The organism is Acinetobacter sp. YH16040_T (assembly GCF_024605785.1).
In the GTDB taxonomy this organism is placed as follows: Bacteria; Pseudomonadota; Gammaproteobacteria; order Pseudomonadales; family Moraxellaceae; genus Acinetobacter; species Acinetobacter amyesii.
In genome coordinates this window covers 389,180-412,913 of the sequence record NZ_CP094541.1, presented here as the reverse complement: position 1 = coordinate 412,913, position 23,734 = coordinate 389,180, and the positions used below count along the sequence as shown (strand labels likewise).

The 23,734-nt window shown below is 41.1% G+C and carries 21 protein-coding genes, 4 tRNA genes and 1 pseudogene; 16 read left to right on the top strand and 10 right to left on the bottom strand.

Features of this window, described 5'->3' with window-relative positions:
- Positions 1-436 precede the first annotated feature (436 nt).
- From MST16_RS01965 to MST16_RS17490, 3 genes and pseudogenes are all read right to left on the bottom strand, one after another.
- Positions 437-1,105, bottom strand: a complete 669-nt coding sequence (locus MST16_RS01965; RefSeq protein ID WP_180010266.1) for an HAD-IA family hydrolase — start codon at positions 1,103-1,105, stop codon at positions 437-439.
- A gap of 151 nt (positions 1,106-1,256) precedes the next feature.
- The gene (locus tag MST16_RS01960; RefSeq protein ID WP_078189751.1) at positions 1,257-2,228 is read right to left on the bottom strand and encodes an RluA family pseudouridine synthase; all 972 of its coding nucleotides are present in this window, start codon (positions 2,226-2,228) and stop codon (positions 1,257-1,259) included.
- A 55-nt stretch (positions 2,229-2,283) separates the two neighbouring features.
- A pseudogene (locus MST16_RS17490) lies at positions 2,284-2,592 on the bottom strand (hypothetical protein).
- Positions 2,593-2,986: 394 nt separating this feature from the next.
- Here MST16_RS17490 and MST16_RS01955 point away from each other — a divergent pair.
- The 6 genes from MST16_RS01955 (at position 2,987) to MST16_RS01930 (ending at position 9,218) form a co-directional block, all read left to right on the top strand.
- A complete protein-coding gene (locus tag MST16_RS01955) occupies positions 2,987-6,415 on the top strand; it encodes an Rne/Rng family ribonuclease (protein ID WP_180010265.1) in 3,429 nt (1,142 codons plus the stop codon).
- 185 nt (positions 6,416-6,600) lie between these two features.
- Entirely contained in the window at positions 6,601-8,442 is a 1,842-nt protein-coding gene (locus MST16_RS01950) for a long-chain-acyl-CoA synthetase (protein ID WP_180010264.1), read from the top strand.
- A 140-nt stretch (positions 8,443-8,582) separates the two neighbouring features.
- A tRNA-Lys gene (locus MST16_RS01945) sits at positions 8,583-8,658 on the top strand.
- A gap of 21 nt (positions 8,659-8,679) precedes the next feature.
- A tRNA-Lys gene (locus tag MST16_RS01940) sits at positions 8,680-8,755 on the top strand.
- Between the two features lie 49 nt (positions 8,756-8,804).
- Positions 8,805-8,880: transfer RNA gene (locus MST16_RS01935), tRNA-Lys, on the top strand.
- A gap of 262 nt (positions 8,881-9,142) precedes the next feature.
- Positions 9,143-9,218 (top strand) — tRNA-Lys (locus tag MST16_RS01930).
- Positions 9,219-9,341: 123 nt separating this feature from the next.
- Here MST16_RS01930 and MST16_RS01925 read toward each other — a convergent pair.
- A complete protein-coding gene (locus tag MST16_RS01925; protein WP_180010263.1) occupies positions 9,342-9,995 on the bottom strand; it encodes a hypothetical protein in 654 nt (217 codons plus the stop codon).
- Between the two features lie 300 nt (positions 9,996-10,295).
- Between MST16_RS01925 and MST16_RS01920 the strand changes: the two genes are divergently transcribed.
- Entirely contained in the window at positions 10,296-10,553 is a 258-nt protein-coding gene (locus MST16_RS01920; RefSeq protein WP_078189754.1) for a PspC domain-containing protein, read from the top strand.
- Between the two features lie 118 nt (positions 10,554-10,671).
- On the opposite strand, the gene MST16_RS01915 is transcribed toward MST16_RS01920, so the two are convergent.
- Together MST16_RS01915 and MST16_RS01910 are read right to left on the bottom strand one after the other, a co-directional pair.
- On the bottom strand, positions 10,672-11,784 hold the full coding sequence (locus tag MST16_RS01915) for an HPP family protein (protein WP_218946143.1): 1,113 nt from the start codon (positions 11,782-11,784) through the stop codon (positions 10,672-10,674).
- A 120-nt stretch (positions 11,785-11,904) separates the two neighbouring features.
- Positions 11,905-12,696 (bottom strand): tetratricopeptide repeat protein, encoded by a 792-nt coding sequence (locus MST16_RS01910; protein ID WP_078189755.1) that lies wholly within the window; start codon positions 12,694-12,696, stop codon positions 11,905-11,907.
- Positions 12,697-12,846: 150 nt separating this feature from the next.
- Between MST16_RS01910 and MST16_RS01905 the strand changes: the two genes are divergently transcribed.
- From MST16_RS01905 to MST16_RS01865, 9 genes are all read left to right on the top strand, one after another.
- Entirely contained in the window at positions 12,847-13,287 is a 441-nt protein-coding gene (locus MST16_RS01905) for a hypothetical protein (protein ID WP_180010262.1), read from the top strand.
- A 103-nt stretch (positions 13,288-13,390) separates the two neighbouring features.
- The gene (gene glyQ, locus MST16_RS01900; RefSeq protein ID WP_180010261.1) at positions 13,391-14,374 is read left to right on the top strand and encodes a glycine--tRNA ligase subunit alpha; all 984 of its coding nucleotides are present in this window, start codon (positions 13,391-13,393) and stop codon (positions 14,372-14,374) included.
- On the top strand, positions 14,374-16,443 hold the full coding sequence (gene glyS, locus MST16_RS01895; RefSeq protein ID WP_180010260.1) for a glycine--tRNA ligase subunit beta: 2,070 nt from the start codon (positions 14,374-14,376) through the stop codon (positions 16,441-16,443). The genes glyQ and glyS overlap by 1 nt, the downstream gene beginning before the upstream one ends.
- 106 nt (positions 16,444-16,549) lie before the next feature.
- Entirely contained in the window at positions 16,550-17,023 is a 474-nt protein-coding gene (locus tag MST16_RS01890) for a hypothetical protein (protein WP_180002923.1), read from the top strand.
- Positions 17,024-17,258: 235 nt separating this feature from the next.
- Positions 17,259-17,615: a DUF3060 domain-containing protein gene (locus MST16_RS01885; protein ID WP_180002921.1), complete on the top strand. Its 357-nt coding sequence runs from the start codon at positions 17,259-17,261 to the stop codon at positions 17,613-17,615.
- A gap of 107 nt (positions 17,616-17,722) precedes the next feature.
- The gene (locus MST16_RS01880; RefSeq protein WP_078189759.1) at positions 17,723-18,112 is read left to right on the top strand and encodes a hypothetical protein; all 390 of its coding nucleotides are present in this window, start codon (positions 17,723-17,725) and stop codon (positions 18,110-18,112) included.
- Positions 18,113-18,464: 352 nt separating this feature from the next.
- Entirely contained in the window at positions 18,465-19,112 is a 648-nt protein-coding gene (locus MST16_RS01875; protein WP_180007117.1) for a hypothetical protein, read from the top strand.
- A gap of 262 nt (positions 19,113-19,374) precedes the next feature.
- Positions 19,375-19,863, top strand: coding sequence for a hypothetical protein (locus tag MST16_RS01870; RefSeq protein WP_180010278.1), 489 nt, complete (start codon positions 19,375-19,377; stop codon positions 19,861-19,863).
- Between the two features lie 111 nt (positions 19,864-19,974).
- On the top strand, positions 19,975-20,484 hold the full coding sequence (locus tag MST16_RS01865) for a hypothetical protein (protein ID WP_180010259.1): 510 nt from the start codon (positions 19,975-19,977) through the stop codon (positions 20,482-20,484).
- A 30-nt stretch (positions 20,485-20,514) separates the two neighbouring features.
- On the opposite strand, the gene MST16_RS01860 is transcribed toward MST16_RS01865, so the two are convergent.
- The 4 genes from MST16_RS01860 to MST16_RS01845 all read right to left on the bottom strand — a co-directional run bounded on the left by MST16_RS01860 (position 20,515) and on the right by MST16_RS01845 (position 23,635).
- A complete protein-coding gene (locus tag MST16_RS01860) occupies positions 20,515-20,895 on the bottom strand; it encodes a hypothetical protein (RefSeq protein WP_180092072.1) in 381 nt (126 codons plus the stop codon).
- A gap of 101 nt (positions 20,896-20,996) precedes the next feature.
- Positions 20,997-21,950, bottom strand: coding sequence for a 2-hydroxyacid dehydrogenase (locus MST16_RS01855; protein ID WP_180010257.1), 954 nt, complete (start codon positions 21,948-21,950; stop codon positions 20,997-20,999).
- 97 nt (positions 21,951-22,047) lie between these two features.
- Complete coding sequence (locus MST16_RS01850) at positions 22,048-22,239, bottom strand: hypothetical protein (protein ID WP_078189765.1); 192 nt, start codon at positions 22,237-22,239, stop codon at positions 22,048-22,050.
- A 124-nt stretch (positions 22,240-22,363) separates the two neighbouring features.
- A complete protein-coding gene (locus MST16_RS01845) occupies positions 22,364-23,635 on the bottom strand; it encodes an alpha/beta fold hydrolase (RefSeq protein WP_180010277.1) in 1,272 nt (423 codons plus the stop codon).
- Positions 23,636-23,734: the final 99 nt, after the last annotated feature.

Below are 23,734 nucleotides of genomic sequence, written 5' to 3'. Positions count from 1 at the left end.
AATTAAATAAAATTCACTATTTTTTTCGCCCTTAAATCTGAATCTCTACTAAAAAACTTGGCTTATACGACTAAAAGATAAGATTAAAAGATTATTTTAGCGTCAGGCCAACTTTTACGCATAGGTGTTCAATTTCATATGATTTAGTTTAATAAATTGGAAATTTAAAAATAAATCAATAAACAACAATAAGATAAAACCAAAAATTCAAACAAAAAATCTATTCCAGCTTGTGGTAAAAGGCCAAATAGTTGCGCTCAATTTTTTAAGGTAAATTTGCTAGAAGACTGCTTGTTATTGTAGAAAAATCTAGTGTTATTACTTTTTTAAATAATTGAATTTACTCATTTCATCAAGTAGAGCTGGCATTACTATTCATTTGGTAACAAAAAAGGTGAAAACAAATTTCACCCTTTTTACTCGTTTGTATCTAAAACTATACAGCTAGACGTAATTTCACGTGTTCTAGTAGAAATTCAGTCAAATCACCTACGCTATGTGCAATATGTAAGGGTTGAAAATACTGGAGTGTTTCTACAGTATGCACTCCATAGCTCACGCCTACACGCGGCATCTGAATATTCAGTGCCATTTCCAAGTCATACGACGTATCACCAACCATAATGGCTTGATCGGCACGTAGTCCTGTTTCCGCCAAAATTTCTGCCAACATCAACGGATCTGGCTTAGATTTGGTTTCACTGGCTGCACGTGTCGCACGAAACAGCGCATGACTTTGCGTTTGAGCCAAGACTCGATCTAAACCTTTACGGCTTTTCCCCGTTGCAACAGCCAATTGTAGACCGGCATCGCGTAATTCCTGCAACATATCCGCGACACCATCAAACCACATATCCCCTTTGGAATGGGCCACATAGTGATCGGCATAACTTTGCAAAATGTCGCTGTGCAATTCGGGAACCGTCGGAAATAAACGCTGTGCGACTTCTGGTAGACCTAAACCAATAATACTTTTCGCATCAGCATCGGTCAGCGGCTGTGAATATTGATCCGCTGCGAATTTTAAACTCGCCACAATTTGACCCACAGAATCAAATAAAGTGCCATCCCAATCGAAAATGACTAGTTTTACAGCTGAGTTCATACGTTTTCCTAGATTTGATTCAGTGTTTGGTAATTCAGATTCTGGAGTGCATCAATTTATTTACCTCACCCCGGCCCTCTCCTTAAAGGAGAGGGAGAAAGAAAACTTACGAAGCAGTCCTGCTCAGGGAGAGAAGTCTCGTATTTAAAACTTACTCGTCATCTTCTGAAGACTTCACCACTTTGTCGGCTTTTTGCGCGCGTAGCTGCGCCACAAGGCTTTGCATATCTTCTGGCAATGGCGCTTCAATGGTTTGGTAACCCGGAATTTCTAAACGCATAGCATGCAGACATAAACGACGTGGCTTTGGACCACGGTATTCAGTTTCATGACCGTATTTTTCATCGCCCACCAATGGATGACCAATACTTAAACCATGTACACGGATCTGATGGGTACGGCCCGAAAGTGGAGACGCATACACCAATGTGGCATGCATAAAACGTTCTTTCACGTTCCACAGCGTCTTCGACTCTTTACCTTCTTTAGGTGATACACGAACACGACGCTCGCCATTTGCCAGTTCGTAACGATGCAAAGGCTGATCAATCAGCTGCTTATCCAGACTCACCACGCCTTTCACCACAGCAGCATAAGTTTTTTGGATTTTGTGCTCACGTAACATGTCTTGCAGGCTTTTTAACACACTACGTTTTTTCGAAATCATCACCAAACCAGAAGTGTCGCGGTCAATTCGGTGAATCAGCTCAAGGTATTTCTTCCCTGTTGCGGCACGTAAGCCTTCGATCAAGCCATACGCCACACCACTACCGCCGTGAACAGCAATACCAGAAGGTTTGTTTACCACCATTAAGCCTTCATCTTCGTACACCACACGGCTCAGTAAACTTTGTGCCACTTTGTCCGATACGGGAACCGCAGACTCATCTTTTTGCTCATAACGAATTGGAGCAACTCGAACTTGGTCACCAATATTGAGTTTGGTTTCCGCTTTGACGCGTTTTTTATTGACGCGGACTTGGCTTTCACGAATCAGACGATAAATGCGACTTTTAGGCACACCTTTCAGACGACTAAACAGGAAATTATCAATACGTTGACCCGCCTGATGCTCGTCCACTTCAAACCAGGTGACGCTTTGCCATTCTTGCGTAGAATTCATACAGTTACTGTGACCTAAAAAAATACTAAAATTGATTAAAAATTGATCATTTAAGCTATACTTTTCGCAAGAAACATAAGCTTAGCCCATAGGCAGATGATGCAAGGTTTGATATAGTCAGCGCACGGAAACCACCGTAACTGAGTAAAAGTTGATTCATTTCAGTATTTACTGTCATTGAACTTTCAAGCAATTACTCATTTAGCTCGGAAAGGTCCCAAAAGAATTATGCCGACGCCGAAGGCTTATTATATCGGCAAAACTGCAAACTGTTGCGTTTAATTGTGCCGTAGGTACATAAAACAGTTTGCCCCAAAAAAATATGTGCCAACCAAGGTTGGTTTTTAAACGTAAACTGATACACATCAGACCAGTCGCTCCCTGGAAATCGTGTTCAGGCCACAACGTTTGATGCATTGGATCTGCACAGTTTGTAAAGGTACGATGATAATTCCGTATCAAGACGCTCTATCAGATATGAATGGATGCTCTTCGAGCAATGTGACAGTGAAAGTTACTCACATCCAATGCACCGTTTGTCCGCCAGTGAAACGCGTTCAGGTGACTTTAATCGTTTAAAAGATTGAAGCCGTATTGCCATCATCAATACGTGAATCAAAAACCGTTGCCCACCCAAAGAAGGTCGGTACACATGCACAGAGGATGTTTTTCGATCTGTGTAACTTGATCCATGCTATCTGATGCTCGCTACGAGTCAGGCGATGTTCTTCTGTGTATCACTATTAGGTGTTACACCCATGAAACGTATGTTGATTAATGCAACACATGCCGAAGAAATTCGCGTTGCACTTGTCACTGGTCAGCGTCTTTACGATTTTGACTTAGAGAATCGTACCCGTGAACAAAAAAAATCGAATATCTATAAAGGTCATGTGACCCGCGTAGAACCTTCATTAGAAGCTGTATTTGTTGAATACGGTGCAGGTCGTCAAGGCTTCTTGTCGATGCGCGAAATTGCCAATTCTTATTACAAAGCAGATCCTCGCCAAACTTCAAACATCCGCGAATTGATCACTGAAGGCACTGAACTTTTGGTTCAAGTGGAAAAAGAAGAACGTGGTAATAAAGGTGCTGCCCTTTCTACATTTATCTCACTTGCTGGTCGTTATTTGGTATTGATGCCAAACAACCCGAAAGGTGGCGGTATTAGCCGTCAAATTTCAGGTTCAGTTCGTGAAGAATTGAAAGAAATGTTGGCGTCTTTAAATGTCCCTCGTGGCATGAGCGTAATTGTACGTACTGCAGGTATTGGTCGTTCTCAAGAAGAACTGCAACTTGACCTGCAACACTTGCTTGACCTTTGGGCACAAATCCAAAGCACATCAAGTTCAGGTCCATCACCAATGTTGGTTCACCAAGAAGCCGGTGTGGTTACACGTGCGATTCGTGACTATTTACGTGATGATGTTGCTGAAATTCTGATTGACTCTGAGCAAGCGTATAACGAAGCATATAACTTTGTTAAAGCTGTGATGCCACGTCAAATCGACAAATTAAAAACTTATACTTTAAATGAACCGTTATTTGCTCATTTTGGTATCGAAAGTCAAATCCAAACGGCCTATGAACGTGAAGTAAAACTTCCTTCTGGTGGTTCAATTGTGATTGACCAAACTGAAGCATTGGTTTCAATTGATATTAACTCTGCAAAATCAACACGTGGTAGCGATGTAGAAGATACAGCGCTAAATACCAACCTTGAAGCTGCAGAAGAAATTGCTCGCCAATTACGTTTACGTGATATCGGTGGTTTAGTTGTGATCGACTTCATCGACATGACCAAAGACCGTAACCAACGTATGGTTGAAGCTAAACTTCGTGAAGCAACACAAAGCGACCGTGCACGTATCCAATTCGGTCAATTGTCACGCTTTGGTTTGATGGAAATGAGCCGTCAACGCTTACGTCCATCGCTTGAAGAAGCCACAGGTTATGTGTGCCCACGCTGTCATGGTACAGGTATGGTACGTGACCTACGCTCTTTATCACTTTCAATTATGCGTAAAGTGGAAGAAATTGCGCTACGCGAACGTCATGGTGAAGTTCAAGTTGAAGTGCCTGTTGAAATTGCTGCATTCCTATTGAATGAAAAGCGTCACAGCCTTGTATATCTTGAGCAAACTTCAAATGTTCGTGTGACCGTACTTCCACACCCTCACCTTGAAACACCACATTACGAAATTTCGTATAACCCTGAAGGTTTTGCACCGACAAGCTATGAACGCACTGAAGCAACACGTTCTAGTGAAAAAGAATTGGGTTACGAAGCATCTGAGTGGCATTTAGGTGAAGAACAGGCCGCTGCTGCTCAGCAACAAGCACCTGTACAACAACAAGAAAAAGGCCACAAAAAGAATAAGCAACAACCTGTTGCTGCTCAACAAGCACCTGCACAAGTTGCAGCTCCTGCTGCATCATCTAGTCCATGTGCATGGTTAGAAAACTTATTTGTTCAAAAACAAGCTGCAACCGTTGACCAGTCTCGCACTGCAAACAATGCTGCTGCTGCAATTGAACAAATGGTGAATGGCGGTGCTGCAAGCCGTGGCCAGTTTGGTCAAATTACCCCTGCATCGGCAGCGCCTGCTGTTGTCGCAGATAATAATGCTTACCTTGCACCTTCTACTGTTGTGCATAAACAAGAACGTGACAGCCATTCAGAAAAAGCTGAACGTGAAGAAAAACGTCACAATAAAAAGCGTACTAAGCATAAAGAACCACGTGAACAAGAAGCTCAACCGCATCAAGTTCATGAAGAAGTGTTACAACCTTCACGTCAAGACCGTCAAGAACAGCGTAATAACGAAGCACGTCAAAACGAACGCCAAGAGCAACGTTCTGAACGTCAAGAACCGCGCCAAGACAACCGTCAAGACCAACGTGAAAACCGTCGTAACTCACGCCGTCAACACAACAACGAACAAGTGCAGCAAGATGTTCAAAACAATGAACAACCGCAGTCTGTTCCGCGTCGCGACCGCAACAACCAACAACGTCCAAATCGCCCAAATCGCCACCGCGATCAAAGCGTATTGAATGAGCAAGCGATTGCTCAGGAAGTTGCAGCTGAGCAACAACCTGAAAACCGCAATCAACGTCAACCTAAAGTTGAAGTTGTTGATGCACCACGTCAAGACGTGATGCCAACAGCACTTGTGGTGAATGTTGATCAAGCTCAAAGCGAAATCGTAGCACTAAATACTGCTCCAGCAGTTGAAAAAACTATAGAAACCCCAGTTGTCGAAAAGGCCGCTGTCGTTGAAGCAGCAAAAGTGGAAAAACCTGCGACTGAAACAAAAGAAGCAGCGCATAAACCACAGCATGCACAGCAAAAACCGTCTCGTGCAAGCAATGACCCACGTCAACGCCGCCGCGAACAGCGTGAAGCTCGTGCTCAACAAGCACAGGCTCCGAAAATTGCGCCATCTCAAGTGCCGACACTAAGTCAATACACTGTAAGCAGCTTGATTAAGCATGTATACGGTGAAGACTGCTCTGTACTGATTGAGCAATTTGGCTTAATTCCAACATTCAACCGTGCATTGCAAAAATTCACGGAAGAATATGCCGCGACTTTGACTACACCCGCAGCTGAAGCAGCTGTAGAGAAAAAGCCTGTCACTCGTGATGTTCAAGTTGCAAAAGCTGCACCTGAAGCTGAACCAGCGCCAATGTTGGATTTGACACCACCAAAGCCTGTGTCAGATAAACGTGTTGCTAATGACCCACGCGAGCGTCGTCGCCTTGCTAAACTTGCCGCTGAACAAGCGAAACACGACCAAGCAAAAGCACATGCTGAGGTGGAAGCTACGCCTGTCGCAGACACTGCTGTTGAGGCGCCTGTAGTTGCAGAAGCTAAAGCTGCTACAGTTGAAGCCAATGTATCCGACGTTGCAGTTCAAACTGAAGCACCTGTGCCCGCTCAAGCTGAAGTACCGACACCCGTTCAAGCTGAACTGGATGTGAGTGCGCAGCCTGAAAAGACGGAAGAAGTGTCTGAAGCTCCTACTAAACCAGTAGAAGAAAAAGCTCAAGCCGTTGAAGCGGAACAAAAAGTTGAGGTTCCTGTAGACGAGAACTCGGCCGCTGAAGGTGAAAAACCTGCACGCCCTCGTCGTCCTCGCGGTCGTCCACCGAAAAAAGCAAACACCGCAACTGAGCAGTAATTTGCTATTTTGCAGGTGAATAAAAAAATCCAGTCATTTCGGTGACTGGTTTTTTTTTGATACTTTTGTCAAATTAGGTTGATTGCACTAGATCGAAACGATTAAAAGACAATTGTAGAATTTGCTGCAAATTTCATTGCAAAGAAATAGACCGTATTGGATTACGAAAAATAAATAGGATTCACATGAGCCAAACTACACAACACGACCTTATTGGGATTGCTGATGTTGCAGCAAAAATTCCCGCGTTCATTAGCAAAGTACCCAACCTGTTGAGTGGTCTAAAGCAAGCCTATTTACGTACCCCAAATACTTCCGCAGGCTTGGGAATTGCATTTGAAAAAGCCGTAAAGCGTAATCCCAAGGGTTATGCACTTTATTTTGAAGAGCAAAAATATACCTATAACGAATTAAATGAATGGGCCAATCAAATTGGTCACTATTACCTTGCACTCGGTGCAAAAAAAGGTGATGTGATTGCAGTGATGATCGAAAACCGATCTGAACTCGTGGCAACCATCGTGGCACTAGCCAAAATTGGCGTCACCAGTGCTTTGGTCAACACATCACAAGTCGGCAAAGTCCTGACACACAGCATCAACTTAGTGAACCCAATTGCGGTAATTGTGGGCGAAGAATGCCGCCAAGCCGTAGAAGAGATTCGTGGTGATCTCAGTGTAGCTGCAGATCGTTTACATTGGTTCGCAGATCAAGCCACTCGTGTAGATGCTGGTCAAGCACCTAAAGGCTTCTTAAACCTTGCAGAAGCGATTAATGAATTTCCAAAATTCAACACACCCACCACTGCAAGTGTAAAAGGCAAAGACGGCCTATTTTATATCTACACCTCTGGGACAACAGGCTTACCTAAAGCGGTGATTTTCACCAACAGCCGTTGGACTTTGGCTTATGGAACATATGGTCACGTCCTTAATCTGAATAAAGATGATGTGATGTACGTAACTTTGCCGCTCTATCACGCTACAGGCACTGTAGTTTGTTGGTGTGGGGTGATTGCTGGTAGCGCCACCCTTGCCCTGCGTCGCAAGTTCTCGACCTCTTCATTTTGGAAAGATGTACAAAAATTTGATGCATCAGCCATTGGCTATGTGGGTGAACTTTGCCGCTACTTGATGGATGCCCCACATTCAGACCTTGAAAAAGGCCATCGTGTGAAAAAAATGATTGGTAACGGCATGCGACCAAACATTTGGGATAAGTTTAAAGAACGCTTTGGGGTCGAAGAAGTCCTTGAACTCTATGCTTCAAGTGAAGGCAACGTTGGCTTTAGTAATGTATTTAACTTCGACAATACCGTTGGTTTTTCACCAACGCCTTATGCGATTATTCAGTTTGATAAAGAAAAAAATGAAGCTGTACATGATGCTAAAGGTCGCTGCATTAAAGTGAAAAAAGGCGAAGTCGGCTTACTCATCGGTAAAATTACCCGTCGCTCACCTTTCGATGGCTATACCGACACGGAAAAAAACAAATCCGTCATTATGAAAGATGTGTTCAAGCATGGTGATTCATACTTCAACACTGGCGACTTGGTCCGTGACATTGGCTTCCGACATGCACAATTTGTCGACCGTCTAGGCGATACCTTCCGCTGGAAAGGTGAAAACGTCTCAACCACTGAAGTTGAAAACATGGTGAGTGAGTACGATAAAATTGCTGAAGCTGTGGTTTATGGCGTAGAAATTCCAGACACCAATGGCCGTGCAGGTATGGCTGCCATCACGCTCACCGATGGTGCCGAACTCAACGAACAAGATTGTAGTGAAATGGTTCTACAATTTAAAAAATGCTTACCAGCGTATGCTGTACCGGTATTTTTACGTGTACAGAAAAAAGTCGAAACCACAGGTACGTTTAAATACCAAAAAAATAAGCTGAAAGAACAAGCCTTTGATCCTCAGCAAACGGATGAGCGAATCTTGGTTTTACTGCCGAACGCGAGTGCTTATTGTGACTTGACCCCTGAAATTTATAATAATATTCAGGCCTATCAATACCGTTTCTAAATCAAACTTGCTCATTTTGACGACAATCACCCGTCAAAATGAGCCACATTGTTGTATTTATAATCAAACACAAGCAAGTTTATGATTTTTTACTTGCGCTTGAAGCAGATCTTGCTACAATACGCACCATCAAGCGAAATGGGTCGTTAGCTCAGTTGGTAGAGCAGTAGACTTTTAATCTATTGGTCCCGCGTTCGAGTCGCGGACGACCCACCATTTCCTTCGATACCACAAGATGGGTCGTTAGCTCAGTTGGTAGAGCAGTAGACTTTTAATCTATTGGTCCCGCGTTCGAGTCGCGGACGACCCACCATCTTTCTAAAATGCCAGTTTTAGATTACAATCTTGTGCATACCCCCTAAGGGTCGTTAGCTCAGTTGGTAGAGCAGTAGACTTTTAATCTATTGGTCCCGCGTTCGAGTCGCGGACGACCCACCATTCTTTCTTAGGGCTTCTTTCTTTCGGCAGTTGAAGAAAAAGAAACCTGCAGGTTCCGACCAAGACAAACCATCACCATTATTGGTTTTGATTCGCCATTCTCGAAATTTTGCTATAGCGATGTTGCGAAGTATCATTCTTGTCTTGCTAGATGAAGTATTTGACCTGAAAAATTTTAGATAACAAATATTCCCTAGTACTCAAAATTACGCGCTTCGTTTATCTTGCTAAAATTTTAAAATGTTATTTTAAAATTTTCTCAGGGTTGTTAGCTCAGTTGGTAGAGCAGTAGACTCTTAATCTATTGGTCGTGGGTTCGAACCCCACACAACCCACCAATTCTATGTCGTATTAATAATTCAATTTTTTATAAGCTAGTTGCATTCGATTAGCCAATGTCTGCGAATTTCACGCCAACGCTCAAACGCAATTTATAATTTTATTTACTTCATTCGCAGCATTTAATTCGGGTCTTTCACCAAGGTATAGGCATGTTGCGGCTGAGGATAACCCTTGGAAAATAATTCCTGATTTCGATCAACTTCACCTTGACGAATTTTGTCTAAATCCATGGTGATTTTATTTTCATTAATCACGTGATAATAAAAATTCACGCCTTCTTTTCGATGAACCACCAGCTCGGTATGTGCTTCATTGACACTCCACGTATCCTTTCGGTATTTCACATTAATGCCTGGCGTATTGGTTTTTTCAGCAAATACTTTTCCAATTTGAATAATACTGCGGTGTACCGTGCCATCTGGTAATAAGTTGAGGATGAACTCCGCATCGCCTTCTGGGCATGGAATAAAACTGTCATCGCATTTTACTTTGGCATGAAAACGTCCAATAAAAATTTTGGCATGTTCAGGAACAGGAGCTGACTTTAATTCATCATCATTCGGCAATGTCGCCTGCCCTGCTACTTGGGTTAATTTTTTTCCATGATCTTGCTTCGCTTGAACTTCCGATGCGACAGTTGATGCTGAACTTTCACCCTTATCCGCTGCGGGTTGATGCGTTGGACTACAGCCAATAAAAGAGAGGCTGAACACTCCTGCAAACACTGAAAGATATGCAAATTTCATCAAAAAAGGTGAAGCCGATGTTTTCATATAATGTGCCAAGACCAATCATTCATTGGTTTTTTCAGTTCTTGCTGACTTAATATTGTAATCAAAAAATCAACGCTGTATACATATATTTGCGATATATGTTAATCATATCTCATTGTTATCGTTGATATTTAATTAATACTCAAGCTATTTTAAAGGCAAACTAATCAAACCAATTCTTCAAATTACATAACTTTACTTAATTTTTTTTCTGCACCCTTTAAATCGTAAAGCTTGTCACCATTTCTATAATATGAATTTGGAAATATTCAAATTTATTCTTTTTTGAAGGAGACCTGAATGGCCAATGTTGGTTTATATCGCTCAAACCGCTCTAACATGATTGCTGGTGTGATGGGGGGTATTGCTGAACGTTTTGGTTGGAACGCAAATTTACTGCGTATTATTTTTATCTTTGTATCATGCTTAAGCGCAGCCTTTCCCGGTATTTTGGTGTACTTGGTTTTATGGTTAGTCATGCCTAAAGCACAAGATAACTTTTTCCGTACCAATGGCTATTCAGACCCGATTCGTACTGTGAATGATGACAGACGTTAAAATCCTTTGACCCAGTTTGGTCGCTACGGTTTCTCCCCCAAGATTCCGTAGCTTTTTTTTGCCTACATTTTGGCAAAACCATATTTAAGTCTGATGAATTTAAATCAAAGTTTAAGGCTTAAGATTTTGTTTGCTGATTTAACTGTTGATATAACGCTGCGATCATATCAGCACGGCTAATCATTCCCACCAACCGTTTTTGCTCAACGACTGGAATATAATTAAAAGATCTTTCCACAAAATACGGCACTAAATCTTGAATGGGTTGATCCGGCTGCACGGTCACCACTTTGGGATTCATAATTTGATAAACGTGATTTTCCCAACTGGCTTTGGGGTCTGCGGCACGTTTAAACCATTCCACTACATCATATAAAGCCAAATTTCCCACCAAGCGATCCAAATCACTCACCACTGGCAAACTCATCAAATTGACTTGTTTAAACTTTTCCAATGCTGACTGAATATCATCTTCTGCACGCAAGCTAATCACTTGCTGGCTCATGAGATCACGACAATGAAACTGGCTTAGACCACGACGACTAGCTAACTGCTGTGCTTCTAAAATGATTTTTTGTAGGTCGTATTCACTGATATCGAGTAACTGACTTTGCTGTTCTAAGACTTGCTGAATATCCGCAGGTTGAATCGACACTTTTTGTGTCGGTGTTGGATCTGTCGTCCGTGTATTAACTTGTGATTTTTGTGGATACTGCTTGCCTAGTAATCGGTTATAAATGATAGCAACCACCATCAAGAGGACCGAATTTAAAAGGACTGGATAAAAAAGAAAGGCATAGCCTAAATCATGGACTGCGTCTCCGCCCAATACCGCTGTAATCGCCACGGCTCCACTTGGTGGATGCAATGAGTCTGTGGTCATCATTAAGATAATCGCTAATGCAACCGCGATACTAAATGCTTCGGTTAAATTAGGAATAAACATCGCACACGTCACGCCAATCAAGGCCGCAAGACTATTACCGACTACCATATTCCACGGCTGTGCCAATGGGCTGGCAGGTACCGCAAAGAGCAGTACGGACGATGCGCCCATCGGGGCGATATACCACGCATTTAAGTCATCTAGCGCCAGCCAACTGATCAGTGAAGAAATACTCAGGCCCAGCAAAGCACCTACCCCACACAGGATGCGGTCTTTTAAAGGCAGAACTTTAAAGTTGGGTTTAAGCGTATTGAGCCAAGATGATTTTGCGTGAAACACGGTCATGCCTGATTTTTTGAGGATGAGAAATTATAGGAGATTTAGTCCTAAAATTTCATCAGCATCAGATGGAATTTTAAGGTTATTCTATTTTAACGTTCATATCCCATAGCTTTTACCCTCTTACTAATCCACAATATTTTTGCATTTATTTAAATAAGTTTCTTCTTCTTCCAATTTGAGACCAAAGACAGGTTGAATCGGTATTTCATCCGTTCTGTAATAGCATTTTTCACGCCATTTTATCGCCTCTTCCTCATCTTGAGGCAGTCCATTTAAACCGTGATAATAATTTTGAAACATATTCTCAAGCCCTTGTGAATATCCTAAATTACCTGACTTAATGTACCATTCGGTTGAGATTTTTCCATTTTTTTCAACTCCTAATCCTCTTTGGTAAAGTACACCCAAATTGTTCATTGCTGCTGGATTACCTTGAGCAATCGCCTTTTCATACCAATATTTAGCTTGTTGAAAATCAACTTCTGTACCTAATCCTGAATGATAGGACTCTCCAAGTTTAAACTGAGCATCAGCATTACCCGACTCGGCAGACTCTTTTACTAATCTAAAAATTTCAGGATACAGCTCTGGATCATGCTTATATGCATAAAGTCTTGCTAAATTTAATTTGGCGAGTGGACTTCCTTGCTGAGATGCTTTTTCAAATAGTTTTTCGATTTTTATGTCTTGTTCAGTCGGCTGATCATTTTCATCCTCATCTCGATTTCTAACGCCTTCATAGATATTTTTATAGTAGAGTAAAGCAGCATAGCGATTTAAATCATCGCCTTTAAGTTCCTGTGTCTTGTATTTAAAAGCAGCTTTAAGATAGTTAAGGTTATTTTTTACACTCGAAAAACCGATAAAAATCAGAAAAACGACACCAAGTAGGAGGTAATATTTTTTTAAGCTCATAATTTTATAGATTTTTTCAAATAATTTTTAAATTTTACTTACATATATTTCATCAAAACACGGTTCATTATGTATAAGATTCATTATCTAGACAATCACTTGTTTAAAATTTAAAATGTTTAAATCGAAAAATTATATAAAATACAGATAATGAATACAGAAAAACCTTTTAATTTCAAACCTAAAGAAGCACTTATTTTATCACCACTTATTCCTATACTACTTTTCATTGGATATTTTTTAATTAATGGTTCATTCAAGCTTGATGTTTTAGAAATTGTAGGAACTTTTGCTGGAATTTATTACGTTATCTTGTATCCAATTTTACTTAAAATTTGCCAAATTCTTATAGCCAAAAAATTATTTATTTTTCCTTTTATATGGTTAGGTGCGCATCTAACCCTAGTCATGATCTACTTTTTCATTACAACTTTTCAAAATTTCTACTATGGATTTCCAATTTTCGAATCTGTTGGTCGAACAGTGTGGGACACAGCATTTTCCTTATTCATAGCGATCGTTAGTTTTGTTCTTTCCATTATTTTTTGGAGTTTTTCAACATTGCAACCAAAGCTAAAACTCAAAAAATAAATAGCGCTATTAAAATCTTAAAAGGAACCAAGTAGCCTTTGCCACTCCTCTGCAAAATCCTTATACTTAGAGCCAATTTTTCACTAATTTTAATGGATGCTACATGAGTCGCGCCATATCGCATATTGATACATTTCAAGGCTTAATTCTTGCCTTACAAAACTACTGGGCTGAACAAGGTTGTGTAGTGTTACAACCTTACGATATGGAAATGGGTGCAGGGACATTCCACACTGCAACTTTCCTACGTGCCTTAGGCCCTGAAACTTGGAACGCGGCTTATGTTCAGCCATCTCGTCGTCCTAAAGATGGCCGTTATGGTGAGAACCCGAATCGTCTACAACACTACTACCAGTTCCAAGTCGTGTTGAAGCCAAACCCAGACAACATCCAACAGTTGTACTTAGATTCATTAAAAGCCATTGGTATTGATACCCTTGTTCACGACATTCGTTTCGTGGAAGACAACTGGGAATCTCCAACACTTGGCGCATGGGGCTTAGGTTGGGAAGTTTGGTTAAATGGTATGGAAGTGACTCAGTTCACTTACTTCCAACAAGTCGGTGGTGTTGAGTGCTACCCTGTGACAGGTGAAATCACTTACGGTCTAGAACGTCTAGCGATGTACCTCCAAGGTGTAGACTCTGTTTACGATTTGGTTTGGACTAAAGGTCAGTTTGGTACAGTGACCTATGGCGACGTGTTCCACCAAAACGAAGTTGAACAATCAACCTATAACTTCGAATATGCCAACGTTGAAAAAATGTTTGAACTCTTCGACTTCTATGAAGCGGAAGCGACTCGTTTAATGGAAGCTGAACTTCCACTGCCTGCCTATGAACAAGTAATTAAAGCATCGCATAGCTTTAACTTGCTTGATGCACGTGGCGCAATTTCAGTAACTGAACGTCAACGTTACATTTTACGTGTACGTACATTGGCTCGTGCGATTGCCCAAAGTTATGTCGCTGCGCGTGCGAAGCTTGGCTTCCCGATGGCAGAACCTGCTTTACGTGACGAAGTATTAGCTCAGTTAAAAGCACAAGTTGAAAGCGACGCAAAAGTTGAATCTAAGGAGAGCAAATAATGTCTAAACATACAGTATTGTTCGAATTAGGCTGCGAAGAACTTCCACCAAAAAGTTTAAAAAAATTACGTGATGCGCTTCATGCAGAAACGGTAAAAGGTTTAAAAGACGCAGGTCTTGCATTTGATGCGATTCAAGCTTATGCAGCACCACGCCGCCTTGCACTTAAAATTATGAATGTCGATGCTGCGCAAGCCGACACTCAAAAACGTTTCGACGGCCCTGCGAAGCAAGCAGCGTTTGATGCCGATGGCAAACCGACTAAAGCACTTGAAGGCTTTATGCGCGGTCAAGGCATTACGGTTGATCAAGTTTCAACTTTCCAAGCAGGTAAAGTTGAAAAAGTGTGCTACTTAAAAGATGTAAAAGGTCAAAGCCTTGATGTTTTACTTCCTCAAATTTTACAACACGCTTTAGATAACCTACCTATCGCAAAACGCATGCGTTCCGCAGCCAGCCGTACTGAGTTTGTACGTCCTGTAAAATGGGTTGTTTTGTTGAAAGACAGTGATGTAATTGAAGCAACCATTCAGGATCACCAAGCAGGTAACGTGACTTATGGTCACCGTTTCCATGCTCCTGAAGCAATTACACTTGCAAATGCCGATGCTTATCTTGATGCCCTGCGTACTGCAAAAGTGATTGCAAACTTTGAAGAGCGCCAAGCCATCATCGACCAACAAGTCAAAGCTTTGGCTGATGAAGTAAATGCCATTGCGATTGTCCCTGCGGACTTACGTGACGAAGTAACAGCATTGGTTGAATGGCCAGTTGCGCTTCGTGCAAGCTTTGAAGAACGTTTCCTTGCTGTGCCGCAAGAAGCGTTGATTACAACGATGCAGGACAACCAAAAGTACTTCTGCTTAGTAAATGCCGACAATAAGCTTCAACCTTACTTCATTACCGTTTCAAACATTGAGTCGAAAGATCCGTCTCAAATTATTGAAGGTAACGAAAAAGTCGTTCGTCCACGTTTGTCAGATGCTGAATTCTTCTTCTTACAAGACCAAAAGCAACCGCTTGCAGCTCGTAAAGAGAAACTTGCAAACATGGTGTTCCAAGCTGAACTTGGCACCCTATGGAACAAGTCTGAACGTATCGCGACTTTGGCTGTTGCACTTTCTGCAATCACTGGTGCAAACCCAGCAGATGCTGAAAAAGCTGCACTCCTTGCAAAATGCGACTTAACCTCTGAGTTGGTGGGTGAATTCCCTGAGCTTCAAGGTATTGCCGGTACTTACTACGCACGTATTGAAGGCGAAAATGATGAAGTCGCTGAATCTTTAGGTGAACAATACTTACCTAAATTTGCAGGTGACGTTTTACCAAAAACCAAGACCGGTACAACGCTTGCGCTTGCTGACCGTTTAGATACATTGACAGGTATTTTTGGTATTGGTCAAGCGCCTACAGGTTCTAAAGACCCGTTTGCATTACGTCGTTCTGCCATTGGTATTTTGCGTCTTGTGACTGAAAATGATTTAGACGTTTCGATTGAAGATCTAATCAAACTTGCACTTGCTGCTTATGGCGATGTATTGAAAGACCACGATAAAACTTTGGCGGATGCAGTTGCATTCCTTGAAGGTCGTTACCGTGCAAAATACGAAGACCAAGGCGTGGCTGTAGATGTGATTCAAGCTGTTCAAGCACTTTCTCCAAAATCGCCACTTGATTTTGATAAACGTGTAAATGCGGTAAATCATTTCCGTGACTTACCTGAAGCTGCTGCACTTGCAGCTGCCAACAAGCGTGTTGCAAACATTCTTGCAAAAGAAGCTGCACCTGAAGGCGCTGTGGTTGAAGCAAACTTGGTTGAAGATGCTGAAAAAGCATTGTTCGCTGAACTTGCGAAAATCACACCTGTAGTTGAGCCGTTATTTGCTGCTAAAGACTACACTGCTGCATTGTCTGCACTTGCTGCACTTCGTGCGCCAGTGGATGCGTTCTTTGACGGTGTAATGGTGATGGCGGATGATGCTGACCTGAAAGCAAACCGTTTACGTATGCTTGCACAGCTTCGTGACTTGTTCACGAAAGTGGCTGATATTTCGGTGTTACAACACTAAGTTTAAGCATTCATTAAAAACCCGCTTTAGAGCGGGTTTTTTATGCCATTTGAAATCTAGGTAGAATCCTGTTAGAAATAGCGGGATTTTTTAATAAGAAGAATATATGAAAAGTATTACAGTCAATCATCCTTACCGCCCAGATCTCTATCTTTTTATTTTACATGCAGTACTGATGGCATGCAGCTTTTACCTTTGGAAGGTTTATCCATACATTCCAACCAAGCCAGATATGGGGGCTTTATTCTTTTTGATTATTTCTGTTTTGGGTGGATTTATTGGAATCGTCATCGTTGCGGTCAGTTTGCCAAGATTAGACCGCACTGTGCGTTACTTAACGCTTTCAAAATTTGTTTTAAGTTTGGTGTATTGGTTGTCGAGCACAACCATTTTCGTTTTATTTGGCAGTACTAAATTTATATTCAATAATCCCCTCGTGCTATTTGTCTTTGTTTTTCTATTTTTTAGCAGTCTGTATTTTTCAATAATTCGTGTTGCTGATATGCGTAAGAAAGATTGGCTCATTATCGGTGGAGTATTGGGTGGCCTTGTGTTGTTGTTCTTTTTGTCAAAACTTTAATCGCTAAATAAACCAGCTAAGGCTTCATGGGTTATTTAGAATAACGTCCTGATAATCCAATGAGACGGTTTGAAACATTAGATAAATTACCAAGCGAAATCACTTCTTAATACATCAATGTGAAAAAGATCTGGCATTGCACTCAATATCTCGTTTTAAATAAAGATGAATAAGACTTGAGCAAATAAATCTCAGCATGCTAAAAATAACTCAACCTAAATAAAATGAAATACCGATGATGAATAAAAAATTACTTAGCTTTGGATTATTGATCCTATCTATTTCTTCTGCAAATGCTGGAACGGAAATGACTCATTCCCAAATCATCATTTCTTCACCCGATACCGTTGCAAGTTATAATTGCGCGGGGCGCTCAGTGAATATTCCTGCTCCAGATAGCCGTATTACTCTAAAAGGCAGTTGCCCGATGATTACGGTTGCTGGTCCAAATACAACAGTCTATGTAGAATCAGTCAATAAAATCAATATTTATGGGCCAAATTCGAAAGTGTATTATCAAAAAAGCACCCATCCATCACGCCAAGTCAGCATCAATGCCGTTGGTCCAGGAAGTGCGGCCTATAAACGTTAAATATTAAGTAAATGAAGTTGAATTTAGGCTTAAGACTTAAATCTATAGCCAATAATTCACCAATTCCCTATACTCAAAGACAACAACACTCAACAAGAATGAAACTTATGAAATTGAAAGCATTCCTTTTGACTGGTCTTGCGGGTCTAACACTTTCTGCATGTACATCTGCACCAACGATTCCACAACTTGAAACAGGTGTATTACAAGAAGTTCAAAACATTGATGTCTACCCAGATACCACGGATAACAAAGCAAAACTGACTAAATTTGTAGATAAATGCGTGATTGAATTTACAGGCAATTTAGAAGAAGCAAAATCTGTTGAACAATGGTCATTTAAAGGCTTAACCCTCATTTCAGGTGGTACAGCAACCTTTGCCAAAGATGGTACAAGTTCAGCGCACAATTTTGATTTAAATGCGGCGGATGTACAGAAAAACTTCCTTGCATTACGCGGTCATTTTGCAAAAGATGCGCTTACACAATGTGAATAAATAATAAAAACCATATCTCCAAAATGGAGGTATGGTTTCATTTTTCGTTTAATCTTGAATCATAATCAGTTCAAACCCATAATTTTTAATCATGAAAATCGTAACTAGAACCACACCACAGCAACGCTCAAAACACATATAAGCCACTGTATTTTCATAAAATTACAATAATGCATTAACTTAACCATGTTTCCACACTTCAAACTTCCGCGTATCTGAGCTGTTATTGCATTGTGTGACTTATCGCACAAAACCACTTTTTGCTTTTTTTTACTCTTAAGATGTCCTCTGCTCCAAAAGCGCAAATACTGAGTGCAACAGCAGCGTTCAATAAAAGAGGACAATTGCAAAGATGAAACCTTTATTTAAAACAACACTGATCACCGCAGCATTATTCGCAAGCACCCCACTATTTGCGAACACCGCAGTAGAAGCCAATGCGAAAGTTGAAACACAGCAACCGTCTGTACTGCAAAATCTAAAACAAGACATTAATCAGTCTGCGCATACAGCCGGTGACAAAATTGAAAAAGGCGTCGATAAGACCAAAACATTCACCCAAGAAAAGTGGCAAGACACCAAAGAATTCAGTGCTGACAAAAAGCAAGATGCAAAAAATAAATGGGCTGACCTAAAACAGTCTAAAGATGAAAAGTCAGATGCAGCGAAAGCCAAGATCGATGCCAAGGCTGAGCAAAATAAAGCTAAGCTTGATGAGCGCAAAGCACAGCTCGATGAAAAAGCTGCAAAAGACAAAGCAAAACTCGATGAACGTAAAAGCAATGTCGACAACAAAGTTAATCAAACCAAGAGTTATTTAGGTGAAAAAGCTCAGGAAGGTCGCCAATTTGCCAGTGAAAAATGGCAACAAACCAAAGCGAATTTCCAAAAAGGTCAAGAAGCTAATGTGAGTGGCAGTAGCAATGTACAGTTGCAAACGCCTGTCGCACAAGCTGAAGTCCATAGCTCACATGAAGCCAGCTTAGGTGCTCACAAATAAATAAACTGGCTTTCATACCCTCTCCTCCAGAGAGTAGGCTCACCCTTCAGTGGGCCTTTTTTTTACCCTAGGCAAAATACAAACGTGTACAAAGCTGTCATTTGCTGTATTGATTTTGCTACGGCAGGTTTTTTTCGCTGCAATTTTTCCTATAATGCGTTAAAACCGTTCATCAGATAGAAAATCTATAAAATTCAGAGGTGAAGCTGTGAAAATTTCATTAAAAGCAACGTTATGCCTAAGCTTAATATTCACGACACCCATGCTTTGGGCACAAGAAAACACAGCAGCGCAAAGTACTGAGCAACAAGCGAAAAAACCTGTGAGCCCTTATGGCGATAATCCAAATTTATTGCATGTGTGGGCCTATAAAGCCCAAGAAGGCGTGGTCGGTGCTGCTAAAAATATTGGCGAAATGACTGAACGTGGAATTTCTAAAATTAAGCCTTCGGTTGACCAAGCTTGGGACAATACGAAAACTGCTACTCAAAATACAGTACAACAGGTTGATCAGGGCGCACAGCAAGCCACTCAAAACGTCAATGAAAAATTGAAGCAAACCCGTGAAAATATCACAGGCAAAACCAGCCAACCTGCGCCCATTAGCCAACAGTCGTTGAGTGAACCGTCTTCAGGCAATACAATCAATACGGCTCCAAGCAACAATGCGGGGCAAAATAGTAATCAATATCCACAAAGTAGCTATCCATCGAGTTCGACGTCTACGACGTATCCAGTGACTGATTTATAATTTAACAGCACATTTAAAAGCTCAACTTTGGTTGGGCTTTTTTAAAACCAAAATTGAATGCTTTTGGTCTTTGGCCTATGCCTATAAAAACAATGAATTAATGAGAAAAAAATGCGAATTTTATTTGGTATCTTGCTTGGTATTCTGCTCTGTGTTGGCTCTGTGCTTGGCTTACAACGTTTTCCACAATTGTTAAAAAGTTATCCACAGTTGCAGGCCATTTTTCCCCAATTGTACAATTCTCACCAATATAACCATGATGCCGAAGGTAAATTATTACAAACCTTAGAGATGCTAGATGACGAAGAATACAAATCGACTGAAGGCAATGAAGCGACACTGTATCAACTCGATGATCAATGCAAAATAAACCTCTATGTTTTTGGTGAATCCAATCAATCCCTAACAAGTTTCTATTTTCACAATGATCAGATTTTACGTGCCTATGAGACAAATTTGATCTACCCAAATGGTGGCTTTAATCCTGTACCCAATACCAAAGATCCTTTTAAACTCGAAAAAAGTTATTTACGAATCATGATGCCAAACAGTATCAAGACTGAACTTGAATTTGAGCGGATCAAACATCACTTCAATGCTAAATTTTTGAAAAAATGCTGAAATTTAACTATTAAATTAAGCATTAATGCATTAAGCAGTAGGCTTGAGATATCGCCTACGTACAAACGATGCTGTACAAATTTGAATAAGCATCAACAGGCAAAATGGATAGTCAACCCAGACTGATAAATGATCAATATGAGCAACCTCTCCAAAGACAGAAAAATAGACCTGTCCCACAATAATAGGCACTACAACAAGCCATAGCCCCCAATACCAATAGAGATTCAAAAAATCAATAAGCGCTAAGACGAAATGCGCAATAAAAAATACCGAAACCAGCACAACTTGTAAGGTCGGCATGAATTTATGAACTTCAAAATCAGGATTCTGGAATAAATAATTTTCACTGATATTTAGTACATAACTGTACCATGCCCAAGTGATGCATGCGGTAAAGAGAATCAGCATGCAAAATAATCTTAAACTTTTTTTATTGGCAAGATCGACCTGCATAGACATTCCTATTTATACGGAGCTTTGTTCAAAAATAATATTCCTTAAACTCGATTTTAATTGACCTGTCGAATAACCATCCCCGCTTTAAAGGCCTCTACATTTTCCACCAATTGCTGCACAATGCGTTGTCGCGCATCGACGCTTCCCCATGCACTATGTGGGGTAATGATTAAATTTGGAATACTTGGGTCGAGCAACACATTGCCCTGCTTTGGTGGCTCAACCGTCAAGACATCGGTTGCTGCGCCTGCGATCCTCCCTAATTTTAATGCCTCGGCTAATGCCGATTCATTGACAACACCACCTCGTGCACAATTGATCACAAAGGCCGATGCTTTCATTTGAGCCAAGCTTTCATGATTGAGTAAATCACGAGTTTCCTCGGTTAAAGGACAATGCAAACTCAGAAAATCGACCTGCGCTAGCATCTCAGAAAATACCACTCGCTCAGCCGCCATGGGGCGATTCGGTAGCGCACCAATCATAATTTTCATGCCAAACGCTTTAGCCAAATGTGCCACGGCTTGCCCCAATTCGCCATAGCCGACAATCCCCAAAGTCTTACCAGCCAACTCAATAATTGGAAAATCCAGTAAGCAGAACTGATCCGCTTTTTGCCAATTTCCCTGTTGAACCGCCCGATCATACTGTCGAAATGATGTCGCCAAGTTCAACATTAACATCAAGGTATGCTGTGCGACCGCAGCGGTGCCATAAGCTTGGCAATTACACACCACGATGCCTTGTTGCTGTGCGTGTACAAGGTCAACGTTATTGGTGCCAGTAGCAGAAATCAAGATCAGTTTTAATTGCGGATTGAGCTGCATGTGCTCAGCATTGATGTGTACTTTATTGCTGATAATCACATCAGCCTCTTGTATGCGCTGAGTAACCTCTGCAGCCGTTGTTGCGGGATAGAGTGTCAATTCATCAAACTGTGCTTCTAGTCCGCTAAAATCTAAGTCCTGTTTATCTAGAGACTGATAATCTAGAAATACCGCTTTCATGGCTGCTTCCCTTCTGGCCGATTATAAAGATTCGATTGTGAATGATTAAAACCTGTGATGCACCAAAGTGCAATCGAACAGCATATAAAAAAACCCGCTATTTCGCGGGTTTATCGAGATGATGTTGCAGTGAATTTCGAATTTTGAGTATGACATAAATGGTCAGTATCGTAAGTAACAACATACTGCTGCTAAAAATCAGTATACTTGAACTAACCCCCTGTGCATAGGCTGAACCCATGGTCAGCACTAAGATGAATAATACAGCAAGCATCTGTGTTGAATGCATACTGATACCCCTCATATTCCTTATGATGTTTTGGGCAGTATGATTGTTTTTTATACTGCCTTTCTCTCATCATAATCTCTTCCTACAAATTAGCAAGCTTTGGATTTTCAACTAAATGTCGAGCTTAAATCTGTTCGGGTTGCACCACGAACTGACAAGATGCATCGGCATTTTCCACAAAGAAGACTTGACCAAATTCATCGCTACTCAAACGCAGTTCTTTATAGTTCAGTGTGTAATAGCCCACATATTTCTGCATTAAAATCGGATGCATACCTGCCGCCAGTTCATCTTGAGCTAAGACCAATTTCATTACCTGACGGTCATTCATCACCACCATGTAACGCTCATCTTGGACTTGGACGTAAACTAGACCTGTGCCCTTCGGCTGCAAAGGAATCAAAAACTTATGGTTCAGCGCAATCACACCGGCTGCATAGCTTTCAATTTTTTGGCTAATCACGTTAAACACTAAACCATGATCAAACTGGTCGAGTAACAAGCTACGATTTTCCTGTGGCACAAAAGTTGTGATCCCCAACTTTTGCAGATCTTGCTCACTGACTTGTTTGTTATTAAACAATACTCGTAATAAGGTCTGCTTTTGTTTGGCATCAAAAAATTGAGGGTCAAGCTGAAACGAATTGCTTTTTAAAATTTCACCCAAGGCATCACGATGGCGTGTCAGTAAATTTTCGATGACTTTTCGATAATAAAATTTGCTGTTCTTCTTAACCCGACGCATTTTTTGATAAAAATACGGCGCATCAAAAGGATGTCTCAAGAAATCATTTAACAGTTCAGAACTCGCCAACACTGCAATGGCATCATGCCCTGTAAACGGCAGATGCAACACATGCACATGCGGAATTAAAGCCTGTAGTTTTTCAAAGTGAGCGCGATCTTCTGGGCAATAAGGATCATACACTACGATATATTCACGTGTAGTCGATACGTCTTCAGCAAGTACCCGCATATTGGCATGCAGATTGGGCTGAAAGAACATGCCATAGCGTGTATCGACAATGTCTTCTGGGTCTATGGAGTACTGCGGCACCATACTGACCACGCGCTGAAAACCAAATAAATTGGCATACTTAATGGCAGCATAGCCGCCCATGGAACCACCATAGGCAATACGCATCTCAAATTGCTCTAGGATCGGCTTGATGGCTTGATACATCGGTTGCATTGACGATGCTGGAAACCACGATTTTTGTTTCGGCATCACACCGATCACATTAAAACCATATTTTTGCAAAGACTTCTCGGCATTGATGCTCAAGCCCTTGGCGCGGGTAATCAAATCACCGAAGGAGAAAATAAGCTCACGAGAACTGCCAGGCTGAAAAATGACACGAATTTGATCATCTTCAAAAATGATGTGCTTTTCCATTGTACTTTGCTCCAGTCCTTGTTGCGTCACGCTTTTCCTTCCTTGTTGCATTCAAAGTTTATCTTGTTCCGAATATGCTATTTTATAGAGGCCATACAG

Coding starts and splice junctions, on each gene's coding strand:
- MST16_RS01855 (WP_180010257.1), bottom strand. CDS start 21,950: ATGAAAGCGGTATTTCTAGATTATCAGTCTCTAGATAAACAGGACTTA.
- MST16_RS01955 (WP_180010265.1), top strand. CDS start 2,987: ATGAAACGTATGTTGATTAATGCAACACATGCCGAAGAAATTCGCGTT.
- MST16_RS01965 (WP_180010266.1), bottom strand. CDS start 1,105: ATGAACTCAGCTGTAAAACTAGTCATTTTCGATTGGGATGGCACTTTA.
- MST16_RS01960 (WP_078189751.1), bottom strand. CDS start 2,228: ATGAATTCTACGCAAGAATGGCAAAGCGTCACCTGGTTTGAAGTGGAC.
- MST16_RS01875 (WP_180007117.1), top strand. CDS start 18,465: ATGAAACCTTTATTTAAAACAACACTGATCACCGCAGCATTATTCGCA.
- glyQ (WP_180010261.1), top strand. CDS start 13,391: ATGAGTCGCGCCATATCGCATATTGATACATTTCAAGGCTTAATTCTT.
- MST16_RS01880 (WP_078189759.1), top strand. CDS start 17,723: ATGAAATTGAAAGCATTCCTTTTGACTGGTCTTGCGGGTCTAACACTT.
- MST16_RS01915 (WP_218946143.1), bottom strand. CDS start 11,784: ATGACCGTGTTTCACGCAAAATCATCTTGGCTCAATACGCTTAAACCC.
- glyS (WP_180010260.1), top strand. CDS start 14,374: ATGTCTAAACATACAGTATTGTTCGAATTAGGCTGCGAAGAACTTCCA.
- MST16_RS01910 (WP_078189755.1), bottom strand. CDS start 12,696: ATGAGCTTAAAAAAATATTACCTCCTACTTGGTGTCGTTTTTCTGATT.
- MST16_RS01865 (WP_180010259.1), top strand. CDS start 19,975: ATGCGAATTTTATTTGGTATCTTGCTTGGTATTCTGCTCTGTGTTGGC.
- MST16_RS01925 (WP_180010263.1), bottom strand. CDS start 9,995: ATGAAAACATCGGCTTCACCTTTTTTGATGAAATTTGCATATCTTTCA.
- MST16_RS01870 (WP_180010278.1), top strand. CDS start 19,375: ATGCTTTGGGCACAAGAAAACACAGCAGCGCAAAGTACTGAGCAACAA.
- MST16_RS01905 (WP_180010262.1), top strand. CDS start 12,847: ATGAATACAGAAAAACCTTTTAATTTCAAACCTAAAGAAGCACTTATT.
- MST16_RS01850 (WP_078189765.1), bottom strand. CDS start 22,239: ATGCATTCAACACAGATGCTTGCTGTATTATTCATCTTAGTGCTGACC.
- MST16_RS01890 (WP_180002923.1), top strand. CDS start 16,550: ATGAAAAGTATTACAGTCAATCATCCTTACCGCCCAGATCTCTATCTT.
- MST16_RS01860 (WP_180092072.1), bottom strand. CDS start 20,895: ATGCTGATTCTCTTTACCGCATGCATCACTTGGGCATGGTACAGTTAT.
- MST16_RS01845 (WP_180010277.1), bottom strand. CDS start 23,635: ATGGAAAAGCACATCATTTTTGAAGATGATCAAATTCGTGTCATTTTT.
- MST16_RS01950 (WP_180010264.1), top strand. CDS start 6,601: ATGAGCCAAACTACACAACACGACCTTATTGGGATTGCTGATGTTGCA.
- MST16_RS01920 (WP_078189754.1), top strand. CDS start 10,296: ATGGCCAATGTTGGTTTATATCGCTCAAACCGCTCTAACATGATTGCT.
- MST16_RS01885 (WP_180002921.1), top strand. CDS start 17,259: ATGATGAATAAAAAATTACTTAGCTTTGGATTATTGATCCTATCTATT.